Origin of the sequence: Pseudoxanthomonas sp. LH2527 (genome assembly GCF_022539275.1) — a bacterium.
Lineage (GTDB): Bacteria > Pseudomonadota > Gammaproteobacteria > Xanthomonadales > Xanthomonadaceae > Pseudoxanthomonas_A.
Genome location: NZ_JAKZBW010000003.1, coordinates 80,338 through 97,112 on the forward strand (window position 1 = coordinate 80,338; position 16,775 = coordinate 97,112).

General features: G+C 67.6%; 21 protein-coding genes and 1 other RNA gene. 16 read left to right on the plus strand and 6 right to left on the minus strand.

The window, feature by feature from the left end; all coding sequences use genetic code 11:
- Positions 1-39: 39 nt before the first annotated feature.
- Entirely contained in the window at positions 40-903 is an 864-nt protein-coding gene (locus MMG85_RS03090; RefSeq protein WP_241044681.1) for a hypothetical protein, read from the minus strand.
- 300 nt (positions 904-1,203) lie between these two features.
- Here MMG85_RS03090 and MMG85_RS03095 point away from each other — a divergent pair, with 300 nt between their 5' ends.
- A complete protein-coding gene (locus tag MMG85_RS03095; RefSeq protein WP_241044682.1) occupies positions 1,204-1,599 on the plus strand; it encodes a YciI family protein in 396 nt (131 codons plus the stop codon).
- Between the two features lie 61 nt (positions 1,600-1,660).
- Here MMG85_RS03095 and arsH read toward each other — a convergent pair whose 3' ends face one another.
- Positions 1,661-2,377, minus strand: coding sequence for an arsenical resistance protein ArsH (arsH, locus tag MMG85_RS03100; protein WP_277399710.1), 717 nt, complete (start codon positions 2,375-2,377; stop codon positions 1,661-1,663).
- A 41-nt stretch (positions 2,378-2,418) separates the two neighbouring features.
- On the opposite strand from arsH, the gene MMG85_RS03105 reads away from it, so the two are divergent.
- Genes MMG85_RS03105 through arsJ form a run of 5 tightly spaced genes read left to right on the plus strand, consistent with a single transcriptional unit; the run spans position 2,419 to position 6,642 of the window.
- The gene (locus tag MMG85_RS03105) at positions 2,419-2,757 is read left to right on the plus strand and encodes a metalloregulator ArsR/SmtB family transcription factor (protein WP_241044683.1); all 339 of its coding nucleotides are present in this window, start codon (positions 2,419-2,421) and stop codon (positions 2,755-2,757) included.
- A gap of 47 nt (positions 2,758-2,804) precedes the next feature.
- On the plus strand, positions 2,805-3,830 hold the full coding sequence (gene arsB / locus MMG85_RS03110; protein ID WP_241044770.1) for an ACR3 family arsenite efflux transporter: 1,026 nt from the start codon (positions 2,805-2,807) through the stop codon (positions 3,828-3,830).
- Positions 3,831-3,851: 21 nt separating this feature from the next.
- The gene (locus tag MMG85_RS03115; protein WP_241044684.1) at positions 3,852-4,346 is read left to right on the plus strand and encodes an arsenate reductase ArsC; all 495 of its coding nucleotides are present in this window, start codon (positions 3,852-3,854) and stop codon (positions 4,344-4,346) included.
- Positions 4,347-4,396: 50 nt separating this feature from the next.
- A complete protein-coding gene (locus tag MMG85_RS03120) occupies positions 4,397-5,401 on the plus strand; it encodes an ArsJ-associated glyceraldehyde-3-phosphate dehydrogenase (RefSeq protein WP_241044685.1) in 1,005 nt (334 codons plus the stop codon).
- A gap of 5 nt (positions 5,402-5,406) precedes the next feature.
- Entirely contained in the window at positions 5,407-6,642 is a 1,236-nt protein-coding gene (arsJ, locus tag MMG85_RS03125) for an organoarsenical effux MFS transporter ArsJ (protein WP_241044686.1), read from the plus strand.
- A gap of 172 nt (positions 6,643-6,814) precedes the next feature.
- Here arsJ and MMG85_RS03130 read toward each other — a convergent pair whose 3' ends face one another.
- The 3 genes from MMG85_RS03130 to MMG85_RS03140 are packed head-to-tail and all read right to left on the minus strand — an operon-like array spanning position 6,815 to position 8,947.
- Complete coding sequence (locus MMG85_RS03130) at positions 6,815-7,072, minus strand: hypothetical protein (RefSeq protein ID WP_241044687.1); 258 nt, start codon at positions 7,070-7,072, stop codon at positions 6,815-6,817.
- 10 nt (positions 7,073-7,082) lie between these two features.
- Positions 7,083-8,405 (minus strand): aminopeptidase P N-terminal domain-containing protein, encoded by a 1,323-nt coding sequence (locus MMG85_RS03135; protein WP_241044688.1) that lies wholly within the window; start codon positions 8,403-8,405, stop codon positions 7,083-7,085.
- Positions 8,405-8,947 carry a UPF0149 family protein gene (locus tag MMG85_RS03140; RefSeq protein WP_241044689.1) on the minus strand — a complete coding sequence of 181 codons (543 nt, stop codon included), beginning with the start codon at positions 8,945-8,947 and terminating at the stop codon, positions 8,405-8,407. Before MMG85_RS03140 ends, MMG85_RS03135 begins: the two co-directional genes overlap by 1 nt.
- Positions 8,948-9,083: 136 nt before the next feature.
- Here MMG85_RS03140 and MMG85_RS03145 point away from each other — a divergent pair, with 136 nt between their 5' ends.
- The 7 genes from MMG85_RS03145 (at position 9,084) to rpiA (ending at position 14,326) form a co-directional block, all read left to right on the plus strand.
- Entirely contained in the window at positions 9,084-11,342 is a 2,259-nt protein-coding gene (locus MMG85_RS03145; RefSeq protein ID WP_241044690.1) for a GGDEF and EAL domain-containing protein, read from the plus strand.
- Between the two features lie 164 nt (positions 11,343-11,506).
- Positions 11,507-11,728: a TIGR02449 family protein gene (locus MMG85_RS03150; RefSeq protein WP_241044691.1), complete on the plus strand. Its 222-nt coding sequence runs from the start codon at positions 11,507-11,509 to the stop codon at positions 11,726-11,728.
- Positions 11,725-12,021, plus strand: coding sequence for a cell division protein ZapA (locus tag MMG85_RS03155; protein WP_055940037.1), 297 nt, complete (start codon positions 11,725-11,727; stop codon positions 12,019-12,021). Before MMG85_RS03150 ends, MMG85_RS03155 begins: the two co-directional genes overlap by 4 nt.
- 84 nt (positions 12,022-12,105) lie before the next feature.
- Positions 12,106-12,292: non-coding RNA, 6S RNA (ssrS, locus tag MMG85_RS03160), on the plus strand.
- A gap of 205 nt (positions 12,293-12,497) precedes the next feature.
- Positions 12,498-13,097: a 5-formyltetrahydrofolate cyclo-ligase gene (locus MMG85_RS03165; protein WP_241044692.1), complete on the plus strand. Its 600-nt coding sequence runs from the start codon at positions 12,498-12,500 to the stop codon at positions 13,095-13,097.
- Positions 13,094-13,561, plus strand: a complete 468-nt coding sequence (locus tag MMG85_RS03170; RefSeq protein ID WP_241044693.1) for an EVE domain-containing protein — start codon at positions 13,094-13,096, stop codon at positions 13,559-13,561. Before MMG85_RS03165 ends, MMG85_RS03170 begins: the two co-directional genes overlap by 4 nt.
- A 114-nt stretch (positions 13,562-13,675) precedes the next feature.
- Positions 13,676-14,326 (plus strand): ribose-5-phosphate isomerase RpiA, encoded by a 651-nt coding sequence (gene rpiA, locus MMG85_RS03175; RefSeq protein WP_241044694.1) that lies wholly within the window; start codon positions 13,676-13,678, stop codon positions 14,324-14,326.
- Positions 14,327-14,353: 27 nt separating this feature from the next.
- Here rpiA and MMG85_RS03180 read toward each other — a convergent pair whose 3' ends face one another.
- The gene (locus tag MMG85_RS03180) at positions 14,354-14,743 is read right to left on the minus strand and encodes a hypothetical protein (RefSeq protein WP_241044695.1); all 390 of its coding nucleotides are present in this window, start codon (positions 14,741-14,743) and stop codon (positions 14,354-14,356) included.
- A 149-nt stretch (positions 14,744-14,892) separates the two neighbouring features.
- Here MMG85_RS03180 and MMG85_RS03185 point away from each other — a divergent pair, with 149 nt between their 5' ends.
- The 3 genes from MMG85_RS03185 (at position 14,893) to MMG85_RS03195 (ending at position 16,722) form a co-directional block, all read left to right on the plus strand.
- Complete coding sequence (locus MMG85_RS03185) at positions 14,893-15,327, plus strand: hypothetical protein (protein WP_241044696.1); 435 nt, start codon at positions 14,893-14,895, stop codon at positions 15,325-15,327.
- A gap of 61 nt (positions 15,328-15,388) precedes the next feature.
- Entirely contained in the window at positions 15,389-15,835 is a 447-nt protein-coding gene (locus MMG85_RS03190; RefSeq protein ID WP_241044697.1) for a DUF192 domain-containing protein, read from the plus strand.
- 38 nt (positions 15,836-15,873) lie between these two features.
- Positions 15,874-16,722: a SirB1 family protein gene (locus tag MMG85_RS03195; protein WP_241044698.1), complete on the plus strand. Its 849-nt coding sequence runs from the start codon at positions 15,874-15,876 to the stop codon at positions 16,720-16,722.
- Positions 16,723-16,775: the final 53 nt, after the last annotated feature.

Genomic DNA, 16,775 nt, shown 5'->3' on the forward strand with positions numbered 1-16,775 from the left:
GCGCTGAGGTTCGCCTGAAGGCGAGCGACGGCCAGCCACTCACCGCTGCGGCGTCAGCGACCAGACCCCATCGTTGAAGGTCATGGGCAGATAGGCATACGCGCGGCGACCATCGGCGGCGGGCGTGTACGGCAGCGTGCGGACCGAGCGCGCCTGCGCCTCCAGGCCGCGGGCGCCGGCGGGATTGGGCAGCGCCTCGATCATCCAGAGGCCGTCGGCACGACCGCCAGCGGGATTCCCGCGGTAGAGGAAGAGGCCCAGCGACGGACCCAGGGGAATGCGCGCGTCGCCGCCCATGATCTTCGTGCGCTGCGCCTCGGTGGCGATCTGCAGGCGCGGGCGGACATCGCCGCCGTCTTCGCCGCCGGCAGGCGTGTCCTCCAGCGAGGCCTGCAACATGCGGTCCAGATGGCCACCGTGCGTGCGGGCCAGTTCCTGGAACCAGCTGCGGCCGAGCGCATCGACATCGCGGGCCGGCGCCATCGCCTTGTAGCAGCGGTCGATCAGGAAGGCGTGGTACGCGGTGTTCCGGTAAGGCATGTCATGGGTGTTGTCCTGCGGACGATCACCACGCGTGCGCTTTTCCTGTTCGCGATCGAGCACCACCCAGGCCTGTGCCCACTGCATCGCCGGCTTGGCGTTGCCGACGGCGAGCTCCAGTTCCGCCAGCGAGGCCAATGCGACCAGCGGGCACCGTGGCGATGCCACGCATTTCTCCAGCCAGAAGCGCGCTGTTTCCACATCGCGTTCCACGCGGCGTGCGGGATGGTCCATACCATGGCGGTACAGCGCGCCGAGGTAGAACGCCGCATGGCCGTCGCCCGCCTGCGCGCTGGCAACCAGTTGCTGCATGGCGCGGTCGCGCGCCGCAGGCGGTGCCTCGCGATCCAGCAGTGCTTCCATGGCTTCCGGTTCTGGTCCGCCGAGTGTCGTGGGTGGGGTCGCGGCTTGCGCCCCGGCCATGCATGCCCCTGCGATGAGGACGACGATCCTGCTGCGTATGCCCATGCGATGCTCTCCCTGCGCCGCGCCGACGCTATCGCCTCGCGGCTGGCAAGGCAAGCCGCCGTCATGGCGCGCACGTGGTCCCGGTGCATCATCGACACGCGGCAACGCGTAGCATGCGGCGGGCGCGATGTGCCCGCAGGCATGAGGTAACCCTTCCTCGCGCGCTTACCAGCGCCTCCTGCTCACGAGTGATCCATGACGACTTCCGACTACCTCCTCCTCTCCCGTGGCCAGTGGGACGAGACCGCCTCGAAAGAAGACGTGCAGGACGCCATTGACCGTTTCTACGCGTGGTACGAGAAGGGCCTGGCCGAGGGCGTGCTCAAGCCCGGCAGCCGGCTGGAGAATCGCGGCAAACAGGTCTCACGCGACGGGATCACCGACGGCCCGTTCACCGAGGCGAAGGAACTGGTGGGCGGCTACTGGTTCATCGTCGCCGCGTCGCTGGAAGACGCCGCGCGGATCGCGGCGCAGAATCCCTGTCTCGCCTACGGGCTGACGCTGGAAATCCGGCCGCTGGAAGCCGCGCCCGCCCGCGCCCAGGACGTGACCAACGAAACGCCGGCAGCCTGGCGCAAGGGCGAGCACTGACGCGCGTTGCCGCGGCTGCGCAGGACGTCCGGCGATGGATCAGCCCAGGACGACCGCTGCGTCATTCGACGGCCGCGGATGCGGACGCCAGCTCCCTTGCAGCCAGGTCGCCCTTCCGCTCGCTGTAGCGGCTGGTCAGGTAGGCGCTGTGGCCGCGCACCATGAGGGTGAACTTCACCAACTCTTCCATCACGTCGACCACGCGATCGTAGTAGGAAGAAGGCTTCATCCGTCCTTCGTCGTCGAACTCCTGCCAGGCCTTCGGTACGGAGGACTGGTTGGGGATGGTCACCATCCGCATCCAGCGGCCCAGCACGCGCAGCGCGTTGACCACGTTGAATGACTGGGAACCGCCGCAGACCTGCATGACCGCCAGGGTGCGGCCTTGCGTGGGACGCATGCCCCCTTCTTCCAGCGGCAGCCAGTCGATCTGGTTCTTGAACACGGCGGTGAGCGTGCCATGGCGCTCCGGGCTGACCCACACCTGCCCCTCGGACCATTCGGAGAGCGCGCGCAGTTCCTGCACCTTGGGATGGTCCTTGCCCACGCTGTCCAGCAGCGGCAGGTCGTGGGGATCGAACACCCGCGTCTCCGCCCCGAAGTGCTGCAACAGACGCTCGGCTTCCAGCGCCAGCTTGCGGCTGAAGGACTGCGGACGCAGCGAGCCGTAGAGGATCAGGATGCGCGGCGGATGACCGGGACCGGCCAGGCCTAGCCTCTCGCCGTCCGGCATCTCGAGGGCCGCCGGCACCACATGGGGCAGTCGCATTTCTGTCATGGAAGATTGCTACCCTTCGTTTATTCCAATATTCTAGTTTAATGGAAATAAAGACCGCAACCGCAGCCCTGGCCGCCCTGGGTCAGACCACCCGTCTCTCCGTCTTCCGCCTGCTGGTCGAGGCAGGGCCCGAGGGCCGGATGGTCGGGGAGATCGCCGAAGCGCTGGCGCTTCCCGGCGCCACGCTGTCGTTCCATCTGAAGGAACTGAGCAATGCCGGTCTCATCGAAGGGGAACAGCGTGGCCGCTACATCTGTTACCGCGCGGACTTCGGGCAAATGAACGCGCTGATCGAATTCCTGACCCACAATTGCTGTGGCGGCAAGGCCGACATGGCCTGCATGCCCGCCGCGAGCAAGACCAGGAAGACGCGCAGATGACGGCAGCGCCCGCCGCGTCGTCCGGGGCCGTGCCCCTGTCGCAACGGATGGGCGCGTTCGAGCGCCACCTGACGCTGTGGGTCGCGCTGTGCATCGTGGTCGGCACGGGCCTGGGCTACCTCTTCCCGGCTGCCTTTGAAACGCTGGGCGCGCTGGAAGTCGCCAAGGTCAATCTGCCGGTCGCGCTGCTGATCTGGCTGATGATCATCCCGATGCTGCTGAAGATCGACTTCGCCGCGCTGGGGGAGGTCCGGCAGCACTGGAAAGGCATCGGCGTCACGGTGTTCGTGAACTGGGCCATCAAACCGTTCTCGATGGCACTGCTGGCGTGGATCTTCATCCGCCATGTCTTTGCCGACCATCTGCCGGCCGCGCAGATCGATTCCTACGTCGCGGGACTGATCCTGCTGGCGGCGGCGCCGTGCACGGCGATGGTGTTCGTGTGGAGCCACCTCTGCGACGGCGAGCCGCGCTTCACCCTGAGCCAGGTCGCGCTGAACGACGCGATCATGGTGGTGGCGTTCGCGCCGATCGTGGGGCTGCTGCTGGGGATCTCCTCCATCACCGTCCCCTGGTCCACGCTGCTGATCTCGGTGGGCCTGTACATCGTGGTGCCGGTGATCGTGGCCGTGCTGGTGAGGCACTGGGTGCTGCGCACCGGCGGCGACGCGGCGCTGCAGACGCTGCTGAAACGGCTGGGCCCGGTGTCGTTGGGTGCGCTGCTGCTCACGCTGGTGCTGCTGTTCGGCTTCCAGGGCCGGCAGATCGTCGACCAGCCGCTGATCATCGCGATGCTGGCGGTGCCGATCCTGATCCAGGTGTATCTCAACGCGGGCGTGTCCTACTGGCTCAACCGCAAGCTCGGCGTCGCGCACTGCGTGGCCGGCCCCTCGGCGCTGATCGGCGCCAGCAACTTCTTCGAGCTCGCGGTCGCCACCGCGGTAGGCGTCTTCGGCGTGCACTCGGGTGCGGCACTGGCCACCGTCGTCGGTGTGCTGGTGGAAGTGCCGGTGATGTTGTCCGTCGTGCGCATCGTCAACGCCTCGAAGCCCTGGTACGAACGCCGCGCCTAATCCCACCCTTCAGGACATCCCATGGACCGCCCCTACAACCTGCTGTTCCTGTGCACGGGAAATTCCGCCCGCAGCATCCTGGCCGAAGCCCTGGCCAACCAACTGGCCAAGAGCCGCTTCCGCGCCTACAGCGCGGGCAGCCATCCGCGCGGGCGCGTGCACCCGATGGCGCTGCAGGTGCTGGACGAAGCGGGCATCGCGACGGACGGCTTGCGCAGCAAGCCCTGGGACGAATTCGCCACGCCGGATGCGCCGCCGATGGACCTGATCATCACCGTCTGCGACAAGGCCGCCGGTGAGGCGTGTCCGCTCTGGCCCGGCCATCCGGTAACGGCGCACTGGGGCATCGAAGATCCCGCCTCCGTGGCCGGCTCGCAGGAGCAGGTGCACAAGGCCTTCGGCAAGGCACTGCAGTTGCTCCAGCATCGCCTGTCGTTGCTGATGGCGCTGAAGCCGGAGGCGCTGGATCGCCTGGCGCTGGAAACCCGGGTCCGCGAGATCGGCACGGCGTCGTGACCCGGATCCACTTCCCTCTTCCTCTTCCCCACTGAACGAAAGCCTCCTTCATGACCCTCCGCGTTGGCATCAACGGCTTCGGCCGCATGGGCCGCCTCACCTTGCGTGCGGCCTGGGAAAACCCAGACCTCCAGTTCGTCCAGATCAATGACCCCGCAGGCGATGCCGCCACGCTGGCGCATCTGCTGGCGTTCGATTCGATCCACGGCCGTTGGAACCGCGACATCCACGCCGACGGCGACGCGCTGGTGATCGAGGGCCAACGCATCCCGGTGACGCGGAACACGGACATCGCGGCCACCGACTGGTCCGGCTGCGACGTGGTCATCGAGTCCTCGGGCAAGTTCCGCAAGCCGGACGTGCTGCAGCCGTACCTGGACCAGGGGGTGAAGCGCGTCGTGGTGACGGCGCCGGTGAAGTCGCCCGGCGTGCTTGATGTGGTGGTCGGCGTGAACCATCACCGCTTCGATCCGGTGCAGCATCGCATCGTCTCCGCCGCCTCGTGCACGACCAACTGCTTCGCGCCGGTGGTCAAGGTGATCCACGAAGGCATCGGCATCCGCCACGGCAGCCTGACCACCATCCACAGCCTGACCAATACCCAGGTGATCGTGGACGCGCCACACAAGGACCTGCGCCGGGCACGCGCGTGCGGCAGCAGCCTGATCCCGACCTCGACCGGCTCGGCGACGGCCATTGCCGAGATCTTCCCCGAGTTGAAGGGCCGCTTGAACGGGCACGCCGTGCGCGTGCCGCTGACCAATGCGTCGCTGACCGACTGCGTGTTCGAAGTGGAACGTGCGACCACGGTGGAGGAAGTGAACGCGCTGCTGCAGCGCGCGGCCGAGGGCGAACTGGCCGGCATCCTCGGTTACGAGGCGCGTCCGCTGGTGTCCATCGACTACCGCACCGATCCGCGCTCCAGCATCATCGATGCACTGTCCACGATGGTGATCAACGGCACGCAGGTGAAGCTGTACGCTTGGTACGACAACGAGTGGGGCTACGTGAACCGTACCGCCGAACTCGTGCAGCTGGTCGGCAAGGCGGGCTGACCCCGATGCTCGCGCGCCTGTCGGCCGACGTCCGCCAGTACCTGCTGATCACCGGCAACTACTGGGCTTTCACCCTGACCGACGGCGCGCTGCGCATGCTGGTGGTGCTGCACTTCCACCAGCTGGGCTACAGCCCGCTGCAGATCGCGATGCTGTTCCTGTTCTACGAAGTCTTCGGCGTCATCACCAACCTGGTCGGCGGCTGGCTGGGTGCCCGGATCGGGCTCAACCGGACCATGAACATCGGGCTGGCCATGCAGGTCATCGCGCTGTCCATGCTGCTGGTGCCGGCGGTGTGGCTGACGGTGCCGTGGGTGATGGCGGCGCAGGCGCTGTCCGGCGTCGCCAAGGACCTCAACAAGATGAGCGCCAAGAGCAGCATCAAGCTGCTGGTGCCTGGCGGGCAGCAAGGCACGCTGTACCGGTGGGTGGCGGCGCTGACGGGATCGAAGAACGCGCTGAAGGGCATCGGCTTCTTTCTCGGCGGCGCCCTGCTGACCACGCTCGGTTTTGCGACCGCCGTGGCCGTGATGGCCGGTGCTTTGCTGCTGGTGTGGATGCTCAGCCTGGTGCTGCTCAAGCGCGACCTGGGCAAGGCGAAGGCCAAGCCGAAGTTCCGCGACATCTTTTCCAAGAGCCGCGCCATCAACCTGCTGTCGGCGGCGCGCATGTTCCTGTTCGGCGCGCGCGATGTCTGGTTCGTGGTCGCCCTGCCGGTATTCCTGGCCGCCACGCTCGGATGGGATTTCTGGCAGGTCGGCGGCTTCCTGGCCGCGTGGATCATCGGCTACGGCATCGTCCAGTCGTTCGCGCCCTACCTGACCGGCCGGAAGGCGGGCAAGGTGCCCGACGGACGCGCGGCGACCGGGTGGGCGTTCGTGCTGGCCGCGGTTCCCGCCGTGATGGCGGCGCTGCTTGCCTACGGCAGCTCGCCCAGCGGGGTGCTGGTGGTCGGGCTGACGGTGTTCGGCGTGCTGTTCGCACTCAACTCCGCCCTGCACAGCTATCTGATCGTCAGCTACGCCAGCGAGGACGGCGTGTCGCTCGACGTCGGGTTCTATTACATGGCCAACGCGATGGGCCGCCTGCTCGGCACCGTGCTGTCGGGCTGGGTCTTCCAGACGTGGGGCCTCACGGCATGCCTGGCGATCTCCGCGGTGCTGATCCTGCTGGCGGCAGTCGTGTCCCTGGCGCTGCCCGCGGCCTCGCGCACGCCGGGCCAGCCCGATGGGGCGACGTAGCCTGACCCGACCGGCACGCCGGCGTCATGGCGAGCAGGGCTCTCAGGCCTCTTGTGTGAGAAACCGACCACTTTCAGGCTTGCAGGTGTCTACGAAACCGGGGGAACGTCGGGACTAAAGTGGCAGCCTCGCCGACGGTGGCCATCTGGAATTCCTCCCCCAAGCGCCATTGTCAAACAGGCACGATCCTTAGCTTATCGGGAGGCACGGCGAACTTATGAAATTCCCACCCTTGAGGGAATTCCTTTCCCGCTTCTACGTACGCATATCTCTCGCTGAACTCGCAAACCTCAAAGGGCCCCGATAGCATCTCATCAACGACCGCGCGCTCCTCAGGATCAAGAGACTCGAGGATCCTGGAGTCCAGCTCAAGAACGAGAACCTTCTGTCCGAGAACCATGAGTTTTCCGTCAGCGTCGTGCATATCCATGGCTCACCTCTCACCCCCCCATCGCCGCTTCGATCTCGTCGGCGCTGCGCGCCAGCGCGTCGGTCAGCACCACCGGTTTGCCGGCGGTGACCAGCACGTCGTCTTCGGTGCGGATGCCGATGCCGCGCCACTTGGCGTCGACCGTCACGTCGTCGTGGCCCACGTACAGGCCGGGCTCGATGGTGAAGACCATGCCGGCTTCCAGCAGGCGCGACTGGCCGTCGATGCGGTAGTCGCCCACGTCGTGCACGTCCAGGCCCAGCCAGTGGCCGGTCTTGTGGCGGTAGAAGCGGCGGTAGCTGCCTTCGGCCAGGTTCTTTTCCAGCTTGCCCTTCAGCAGGCCGAGCTTGAGCAGGCCCTCGGTCAGCGTTTCGACCGCCGCCACGTGGCCGGCCTCGTACGGCACGCCGACGCGGGCACAGGCCAGTGCGGCTTTCTGCGCCTCGCCGACCAGGTCGTGCAGCGCGCGCTGTGCCGGCGTGAAGCGGCCGTTGACCGGGAACGTGCGGGTGATGTCGGCGGCATAGCCGCGGTACTCGGCGCCGGCGTCGATCAGCACCAGCTCGCCGTCGCGCGCCTGCGCCGTGTTGGCGCGGTAATGCAGCACGCAGGCGTTGCGACCGGCGCCGACGATGCTGTTGTAGGCCGGCCAGGCGTCGTTGGCGCGGAACACGCGCTCCAGGTCGGCCTGCAGTTCGTACTCGCGGATGCCGGGACGCGCTGCACGCATCGCCGCGCGGTGCGCGTCCACGCTGATGTCGGCGGCGCGCTGCATCAGCTTGATCTCGTCCTTCGACTTGAACAGCCGCAGGTCGTGCAGCAGGTGGCCCAGTTCGAGGAACTCGTGCGGCGGCTGCGCGCCCTGCTTGATGTGCGCGCGCACGTGGCGCACCCAGCCGATCAGCTTGAGGTCGAAGTCGGCATCGCGGCCGAAGTGGTAGTAGACGCGCGAGCGGCCTTCCAGCAGGCCGGGCAGGATCTCGTCGAGGTCGTCGATCGGGTAGGCATCGTCCATGCCGTAGTCGTTGACGGCGCCGTCCTGGCCGGCGCGCGGGCCGTCCCAGCCTTCGCGCTCGGGATCGCGCTCGCGGCAGAACAGGATCGTCTCGCCATGCTTGCGGCCGGGCACCAGCACCAGCACGGCCTCCGGCTCGGGAAAGCCGCTGAGGTACCAGAAGTCCGAATCCTGCCGGTACGGGTAATGGGTGTCGTGGCTGCGCACGCGCTCGGCGGCGGCGGGCAGCACCAGGATGGCGTCGTTGCCGGCCAGGCGCATCAGCTGCCTGCGGCGGCGGGCGAACTCCGCCGCGCCGATGCCGGCGACCGCCTTCATCAGTTCAGGCTCCGGCGATGCCGGGGCCCGAGCACGCAGTCGCCATGCAGCAGCAGGACGGCGACGCGGACGAATTCTTCCAGTTCGGCCAGCGCGTCCTCATCTTCCTCGTCATCGCTGCTCTCGGGCGAGGCCTGGGCCAGGCGTGCGAGATCCTGCAACGCCTCCTGACCTTCCTCCGACAGCGGCGGCGAGGCGCCCGCGGCCAGTCCGAACGCACCCAGGAATCCCTGGCACCACGCGAACAGCGCCTCCGCGCGCTCGTCCAGCGGACGGTCCGCGGCAGGCAACAGCAGATCGAAGGCGAAGCTGCGGTCTTCCAGCTGGGCGACGGCGCACTGGCGCAACTGGTCCAACGCACTGCCGGAGGTGGGCGCCGGCAACTGGTCGTCGGCCAGCGCGCGCGCCAGCCAGGTGTCGTCGGCGGTGCCGCCGCCGGCCAGCCAGCCGCACAGCGCACCATGCAGTTCCGACGCGTCCATGGCCAGGCCAAGCTGGCGGGACACGGCCGCGACATCGGCGATTTCGGGAAGGTCGGGCATAAGAGAACGCAATCCGCCAAGGGTTTCGGACACCCGTGCAAGTGTACCAACGAAAACCCGCCGCCCTCCTTGTTGTGCGTGTCTGCGCATGCCTAAACTCGCGTATTGCCTACACCGCGGACGATCGTCCCCCTCCATGCACGCCTTTCCTGTCGCTGCAATTCTGGCAACGGCGTCCCCGCTGTCGTCCCGGCTGGCCATGGGACTGGCGGGCGTGGTGCTGGTGGGCGTGATCGTGATCGGCACGCGCCGCTGGTGGCAGGCCTGGCTGGCGAGCCGGCAGGCGCCGCAGGAGCCGCTGCGCAGCGAAACCCTGCGCAACCGCGACGAGCGCCTGAAGCTGGCGCTGTGGGCCTCGGGCGAGCAGTTCTGGGACTACGACCTGGTGCAGCGCCGGCTCTACCGCATGCGCGCGGACGAAACCGCCGTGCAGACCGCCGACATCACCGTGCTCACGCGCCAGGGCGAAGTGCCCACCATCCACGATGAAGACCTGCCGCTGGTGCAGGAACGGCTGCGCCAGCACCTGCAGGGCAAGACGCCGCTCTTCATGTCCGAACACCGCATGGACATGCAGGGCAACGGCACCTGGGTGTGGGTGCGCGCGCGCGGCCGCGTGGTCGAGCGCGACGGCGAAGGCCAGCCGATCCGCATCGCCGGCACCGCCCGCGACATCACCGCCAGCCGCAACGCCGAGTACGAGCACCGCATCGCCGGCGAAGTGATGCGCAGCATGAACGAGGCCGTGGCCGTGCTGGACTGGGCGCACCAGTTCATCACCATCAACCCGGCCTTCACCCGCATCACCGGGTATGCGGAAGAGGAAGTCATCGGCCAACCGATGACCATGCTGGACAGCGACCAGCACGAGGATTCGTTCTTCGAGCGCATGCACCGCGAGCTGCGCCTGACCGGGCGCTGGTCGGGCGAGATCTGGAAGGTGCGCAAGGACGGCGAGGAGATCCTCTGCCGCATCGAGACCAACGTGGTGCCGGACGCCAGCGGCGAGCGCCCGCTTTACGTGCAGGTGCTCACCGACATCACCGAGCAGAAGCGCGCCGAACAGGAACTGCGCTACCTGGCCAACTACGACACCCTGACCAGCCTGCCCAACCGCTCGCTGCTGTCCGAGCGCCTGTCGCGCGCGATCGTGCGGGCACGCCGCGAGCACGGGCATGTCGCGGTGCTGTTCATCGACCTGGACCGCTTCAAGGACATCAACGATTCGCTCGGCCACGCCACCGGCGACCGCATCCTGCGCTCGGCCGCCGCGCGCGTGCAGCAGACCGTCGGCACCCAGCACACGGTGGCCCGCCTGAGCGGCGACGAGTTCACCGTGGTGCTGGAGGACATCAACGGCATGCCCGATGCCGAAGACGTGGCCCAGCGCATCATCCACGCCTTCCGCACGCCGCTGAACTTCGGCGAGCGGCTGGAGCTGGCGGTGTCGCCGTCGATCGGCATCAGCCTGTATCCCGAACATGCCCAGGTGCCCACCGAGCTGCTCAAGCACGCCGACACCGCCATGTACCAGGCCAAGGCGATGGGACGGCACACCTACCAGGTGTATTCGGAGTCGATGGACGAGAAGAACCGCCATCGCGCCATCCTCGCCAGCGCGTTGCGCCGCGCGATCGACCGCAACGAGCTGTCGCTGGTGTTCCAGCCGCGCCTGTCGATCTCGCGCCAGCGGATCACCGGCGTGGAGGCGCTGCTGCGCTGGGACAGCAAGGAATTCGGCATGGTCTCGCCGGCGCAGTTCATCCCGCTGGCCGAAGAGTCGGGAATGATCCTCGAACTCGGCGCCTGGGCGCTGCGCAATGCCTGCATGACCCTGCGCGAGTGGCACGACGCCGGCCTGGAAGAGCTCAGCGTGGCGGTGAACGTGTCCGCCACCCAGTTGCAGCGCGGCGACCTGCAAACGGTCGTGGCGCGCGCGCTGGAGGAAACCGGCGTGCCGGCCAACCGGCTGGAGCTGGAGCTGACCGAGAGCGTGGTGATGGCCAGCCCCGAGCAGAACGCCGACACCCTGCGCGCCTGCCGCCGGCTGGGCATCTCGCTGGCGATCGACGACTTCGGCACCGGCTACTCGTCGCTCGCCTACCTGAAGCGGCTGCCGCTCACCACGTTGAAGATCGACCGCGAGTTCATCAGCGACCTGACCCACGACACTGACGACGAAGCGATCACCAGCACCATCATCACCATGGGCCAGTCGCTGGCGCTGAAGGTGGTGGCCGAAGGCGTGGAAACCTGGGACCAGTACGAGTTCCTGCGCAACCATGGCTGCGACGAGGTGCAGGGGCACTGGGTCTCGCAGGCGCTGGGCGCCGACCAGTGCCTGCGCTTCATCCGCGACTACTACCCCGGCTCGGGGATCCGCGTCGCTTCCTGAATCCGGCGCCAGCCAGGGCACGGACACGCCTGTAGGAGCGGGCCATGCCCGCGATGCTCTTGCGCGGTCCGACCGAAAAGCATCGCGGGCATGGCCCGCTCCTACGGGGGTAAGCTGCCCCGGCCGCTTGACCGGCCACCGACCGCATGCCTATCGTGGCCGCCATGGATACCGCCGAACTCCTCGACCAGCTCCGCGCGCTCAGCACGCGTATCCAGGAGGTGGCGGACCGCTGCCAGCGGCTGGCCGACGAGAACCGCAGCCTGCGCCAGCAGCAGGAACACCTGATCGGCGAGCGCTCGCAGTTGCTGGCCAAGAACGAACAGGCGCGTTCGCGGGTGGAAGCGATGATCAGCCGCCTGAAATCCCTGGAGCAGCACACGTGAGCGCCAACGAGCCGGTCAGCGTCCACCTGCTGGACCGCGAATACACCGTCGGCGTCGCGCCCGACGAGCGCTCCAGCCTGATGGCGGCGGCCAAGCTGCTGGACAGCCGCATGCGCGAAGTGCGCGGCAGCAACCGCATGGCGGCGGTGGACCGCATCGCCGTGCTGGCCGCGCTCAATCTGGCACACGAATTGCAACAGCTGCGCGATGAACAGCACGCGCGCAACCGCGACGTGGAACGCACGCTGCAGGATCTGCACCGCAAACTGGACAGCGTGCTCGGCACACCGTAACGCCGTGCGCACGTCGCCGACTGCGCACTGAATCCGCCGACGAACGGGCTAGGCAAAAAATCCCCACTCGCTATACTGGCCTCGCGTCCTCTGCTGTACTCGACAGTGAGCGCAAACATTCGCCTTGTCCCTTAATTACGACCACGGGATGGTGACGGTTACCGGGAGTGCAGGTCTGCCTCGCAGCGGAAAGCCCGATGGTTGCCCAACCTTCCCACTTGAACCCCGGGTTCAAGGTCGTTTCGCGAACATCGTGCATGGCGGAGGACGTATTTTTTCCCGCGGCAGCGGCATCAGCCGCGACCCGGCCGGTCCTGTCGCACCCGCCCTTGAGCGGGATGACTTCGAAACGAAGCCGATTGCACAAGGGATCCGACGCACAGGGCCGTGACTGACGCCGCTCCCGCGGTCCCACCGGCAACGCCGGTGCGCATGCCGTAAAATTCGCGCATGCCTGTTTCTTCCCCTTCTTCGCCATGACCGTCGAGCGCGATGCGCTGCGGCGAGAATTGCGTGCCCGTCGTCGTGCGCTGCCCGCCGCCGAACGGATCGCCGGCGCCGATGCACTGGCCACGCGCCTGCTGGCGCTGCCGTTCTTCCCCACCACCGGCTACGTGGCCGGCTACTGGGCGATGGATGGCGAGATCGGCCTGCACAGCTGGCAGCTGCGGCTGCCGCCGGCGCTGGTCTACTGCCTGCCGTTGCTCTCGGACGACGCCACGCTGCGCTTCGCGCCGTGGCGACCGGGCGATGGGCTGGTGACCAACCGCTACGGCATTCCGGAGCCCGACGTGGATCCACGCTCGGGCCTTGCCGCCGCCGAGATGGCGCTGATCGCGGTGCCGCTGGTCGGCTTCGACCTTGCCGGGCATCGTCTCGGCATGGGCGGCGGCTGGTACGACCGCACCCTGGCGCCGCGCCTGCAGCGCCCCGCGCCGCCGTGGCTGGTGGGCGTGGGCTTCGAGGCGCAGCGTGTCGACACGATCGATGCGCAGGCCTGGGACGTGCCGCTGGACGCCGTCTGCACCGAGCGCGACACACTGCTTTCTCCTTCCCTGCAGGACGCCCCGCCATGACGGCACGCAAGCACTACTGGCTGATGAAGTCCGAACCGGACGCCTTCTCCATCGACGACCTGAAGAAGGTCGGCACAGAGCCGTGGAACGGCGTGCGCAACTACCAGGCACGCAACTTCATGCGCAGCATGCAGGTGGGCGACGGCGTGCTGTTCTACCACTCCAACTGCAAGGAGCCGGGCATCGTCGGCACCGCGACCGTGGCGAGCGTCGCGTATCCGGACGAGACGCAATTCAATCCGAAGTCCGACTACCACGACCCCAAGAGCACGCGCGAAGACCCGCGCTGGTCGCTGGTGGACGTGAAGTTCGAGCGCAAGCTCACGCGCACCATCACGCTGGACGAGATCAAGCAGCACGCCGACGAGCTGGGCGAAGGCTTCGCCCTGATCCAGCGCGGCAGCCGCCTGTCCGTGCTGCCGGTCACCGCCGCGCAGTGGAAGTACCTGCTGGCGCTGGAGTGACCTTCCCCTTACCCCGTAGGAGCGCCCCATGGGCGCGATGCTTCTGACGTGTCCCAGAAAGAGCATCGCGCCCATGGGGCGCTCCTACAGACTTTTCCCTGTTGAGATGACCCCATGAGCGAAGCAAAGCGTCTGGCCGGCGAGAAGGCCATCGAGTTCGTCGAGGACGGCATGATCGTCGGCGTCGGCACCGGTTCCACCGTGGCGTATTTCATCGATGCACTGGGCGCGATCAAGGACCGCATCAAGGGTGCGGTGTCCAGTTCCGAACAGAGCACGGCGCGCCTGAAGCAGCACGGCATCGAGGTGCTCGACCTCAACCACACCGGCACGCTGTCGCTGTATGTCGACGGCGCCGACGAGTGCGATCCGCACAAGCGGCTGATCAAGGGCGGTGGTGCGGCGCTGACGCGCGAGAAGATCATCGCCGAAGCCAGCAGGCAGTTCGTCTGCATCGTCGACCCGAGCAAGCAGGTGCCGGTGCTGGGCAGGTTCCCGCTGCCGGTGGAAGTGATCCCGATGGCACGCAGCCTGGTGGCGCGCGAGATCCTGGCGATGACCGGCGGCCAGCCGGTGTGGCGCGACGGCGTGACCACCGACAACGGCAACGTGGTGCTGGACATCCACAACCTGTCGATCACCGATCCGGTGGCGATGGAGCGCGAGATCAACCAGATTCCAGGCGTGGTCGCGGTGGGCCTGTTCGCCCGCCGGCCGGCGGACATCGTGATCGTCGGCGGCGAACCGCCGGTGGTGCTGCGCTGAGTGCGGCGCGCGGGCGCAGGCCCGCGCCTACGCGTCGTCGGCCAGCATCTTCACCAGCTCGCCGACCACCTCGCGCTTCTTCTGCGGCAGCTTCAGGTAGGCGTCGATCACCTGGCGTTCGCGACTGCCGACGCCGGCAGGCCAGGTCGCGCGCGTCTCCGCCACGCGCGACCGTGCAGGCATGCCGAAGCGCAGGGCATGCGGTTCCACCCCCAGCACATCGGCAATCACCTGCAGCTTGTCCTGCGCCGGAATGGCGCCACCCGCCAGCCAGCGCGATGTGGTCTGGAACGTGACCGAGCGACCGCGGTAGTGGGTGTTGAACAGGTGGAACAGCACCGTGGGACGCGCTTCGTAACCCGCCTGCTGCATGGCATTCGCCAGCCGTTGCGAGAATTTTTCGCGCTCATTGCCCATGCCGGCCACGTTAGCGGCGCGACATCACACTTATTCACTATCTAAGTTAATTGACGCGCACTTTTTGAGTTCATAGAGTGGCCCCGCACCGTGCGCACAGCCGGACCTTCGCGCGATGCAAGGCCACCCACGGACACAGGAAGACGCCGATGACCTCGAAGGATCGTGACACCCAGGACCTGCTCCCGCCCGACGACACGGACGGCCTCCCGCTGCTGCCGCGCGAGGCGTCGCCACCACCGCTCGACGATGCCCTGCACCTGCTGCAGGCGGATCCCGGCCACAGCCTCGCCGACCCCGGCCTCGCGCGCCTGCCGCCCGCAGGCCTCGATCGCCTGTTCCTGGCCGCCCGACGCCAGGCCGAACGCAACCACGACGGCATCCTGCTGCTGCTCGACCTGCTGCACCTCGCCCAGCGCGCGGAAGATGCCAGCCATCGCCGCTTGCTGACGGGCGTCGTCCGCCAGCTGCGCCACCACGTGGAGGACCAGCAACGCTGGCAGGCGCTGGCCGACAACGCCGCGTACTACCGCGACAACCGGCAGGTGGCCGAGCGCGTGGCGGCGCGATTGCCGCTGGGCTGACGACGGTGGCCGATGACGCCGGCGCTACACTAGGGGCTTCTTCCTGCCGTCGGATTTCGACATGCGTCTTTCCCAGGTGTCCGTCCTCGCTTTTACCCTCCTCCTCAGCGCCTGCGCCAACGGCGGCCCTTGGGTCGAAGTCGGTGGCGAACGCTTCACGGTGGAGATCGCGGACGACGATACCGAGCGCGCGCGCGGGCTGATGTTCCGCGATGAACTGGGGGCCGGCACCGGCATGCTGTTCATCCATGACGCCGAAGAACCGCTGGCGTACTGGATGAAGAACACGCGCATCCCGCTCGACATCCTGTACTTCGACAATGCGCGCAAGCTGGTGAGCCAGCAGCGCAACGTGCCGCCCTGTTCCGGCGGCGACAGCTGCCCGACCTATCCCAGCGCCCAGCCGGCCCGCTACGTGCTGGAGCTCAATGCCGGCGAAGCCGAACGCCTGAAGCTGCAGGACGGTGCGGAACTGGGTCTCGGAAAGGGCATTCCGCCCGTCCGCTGAGGCTTGATTGTGGCGGCGAATGGCCGCAGTCTGTGGCCATGGGGGATCGACTGACATTGCCGGAATGGAATGCGTTGGCCGGCCTGGCGGATGACACCGTGCCGCTGCTGGAGACCGCGCTGCTGATCGCGCGCGACGAATACCCCGATCTCGACGCCGACCTGTACGACACGCTGGTGCAGAGCCATGCCGGGCACCTGCGCCATGAGATCGACACCATCGAGCCGTGGCCGCTGAAGATGGCCGCGATCAACCGGCATCTGTTCGACGAGCTGGGCTACACCGGCAACCACGACGAGTACTACGACCCCCGCAACAGCTATCTCAACCAGGTGTTCGAGCGCCGGCTCGGCAATCCGGTATCGCTGGCGATGGTGCAGATCGAAGTCGCGCGCCGTCTGGGCGTGCCACTGGACGGCGTGTCGTTCCCGGGCCATTTCCTGGTCCGCCTGCCGGTCGACGATGGCCTGCTGGTGATGGACCCGTTCAACGGCGGCCGTCCGCTGGGCGTGGACGAACTGCGCGAGCGCGCCAAGCCCCACCTGGGCGGCGATGTGCCCGACGACAACGCGCTGCTGCATATCCTCAACCCCGCCTCGCCGCGCGCCATCCTGGTGCGCACCCTGCGCAACCTGCATGGCGTCTACGCCGAGCGCGAGGAATGGGATCGCGCCGCGCGCAGTGCCGACCGCGTGCTGAAGCTGACGCCCGACCAGCCCGAAGCGCTGCGCGACCGCGGCCTGGCCTACCTGAAGATGGACTACAGGGCGGGCGCGCAACGCGACCTGGCCCGTTACCTGCAACTGTCGCCGGAAGCGAACGATGCGGCGGCGATGCGCGAACAGCTGGTGGAGCTCAGCGCGGTGCGTACCTCGCGGATGCATTGAGGCGAGGGCAGCTACTGGCGCTGTTGTAGGAGCGACGTAAGTCGCGACCGCAA

Coding starts and splice junctions, on each gene's coding strand:
- MMG85_RS03090 (WP_241044681.1), bottom strand. CDS start 903: ATGGAAGCACTGCTGGATCGCGAGGCACCGCCTGCGGCGCGCGACCGC.
- MMG85_RS03095 (WP_241044682.1), top strand. CDS start 1,204: ATGACGACTTCCGACTACCTCCTCCTCTCCCGTGGCCAGTGGGACGAG.
- arsH (WP_277399710.1), bottom strand. CDS start 2,377: ATGACAGAAATGCGACTGCCCCATGTGGTGCCGGCGGCCCTCGAGATG.
- MMG85_RS03105 (WP_241044683.1), top strand. CDS start 2,419: ATGGAAATAAAGACCGCAACCGCAGCCCTGGCCGCCCTGGGTCAGACC.
- arsB (WP_241044770.1), top strand. CDS start 2,805: ATGGGCGCGTTCGAGCGCCACCTGACGCTGTGGGTCGCGCTGTGCATC.
- MMG85_RS03115 (WP_241044684.1), top strand. CDS start 3,852: ATGGACCGCCCCTACAACCTGCTGTTCCTGTGCACGGGAAATTCCGCC.
- MMG85_RS03120 (WP_241044685.1), top strand. CDS start 4,397: ATGACCCTCCGCGTTGGCATCAACGGCTTCGGCCGCATGGGCCGCCTC.
- arsJ (WP_241044686.1), top strand. CDS start 5,407: ATGCTCGCGCGCCTGTCGGCCGACGTCCGCCAGTACCTGCTGATCACC.
- MMG85_RS03130 (WP_241044687.1), bottom strand. CDS start 7,072: ATGGATATGCACGACGCTGACGGAAAACTCATGGTTCTCGGACAGAAG.
- MMG85_RS03135 (WP_241044688.1), bottom strand. CDS start 8,405: ATGAAGGCGGTCGCCGGCATCGGCGCGGCGGAGTTCGCCCGCCGCCGC.
- MMG85_RS03140 (WP_241044689.1), bottom strand. CDS start 8,947: ATGCCCGACCTTCCCGAAATCGCCGATGTCGCGGCCGTGTCCCGCCAG.
- MMG85_RS03145 (WP_241044690.1), top strand. CDS start 9,084: ATGCACGCCTTTCCTGTCGCTGCAATTCTGGCAACGGCGTCCCCGCTG.
- MMG85_RS03150 (WP_241044691.1), top strand. CDS start 11,507: ATGGATACCGCCGAACTCCTCGACCAGCTCCGCGCGCTCAGCACGCGT.
- MMG85_RS03165 (WP_241044692.1), top strand. CDS start 12,498: ATGACCGTCGAGCGCGATGCGCTGCGGCGAGAATTGCGTGCCCGTCGT.
- MMG85_RS03170 (WP_241044693.1), top strand. CDS start 13,094: ATGACGGCACGCAAGCACTACTGGCTGATGAAGTCCGAACCGGACGCC.
- rpiA (WP_241044694.1), top strand. CDS start 13,676: ATGAGCGAAGCAAAGCGTCTGGCCGGCGAGAAGGCCATCGAGTTCGTC.
- MMG85_RS03180 (WP_241044695.1), bottom strand. CDS start 14,743: ATGGGCAATGAGCGCGAAAAATTCTCGCAACGGCTGGCGAATGCCATG.
- MMG85_RS03185 (WP_241044696.1), top strand. CDS start 14,893: ATGACCTCGAAGGATCGTGACACCCAGGACCTGCTCCCGCCCGACGAC.
- MMG85_RS03190 (WP_241044697.1), top strand. CDS start 15,389: ATGCGTCTTTCCCAGGTGTCCGTCCTCGCTTTTACCCTCCTCCTCAGC.
- MMG85_RS03195 (WP_241044698.1), top strand. CDS start 15,874: ATGGGGGATCGACTGACATTGCCGGAATGGAATGCGTTGGCCGGCCTG.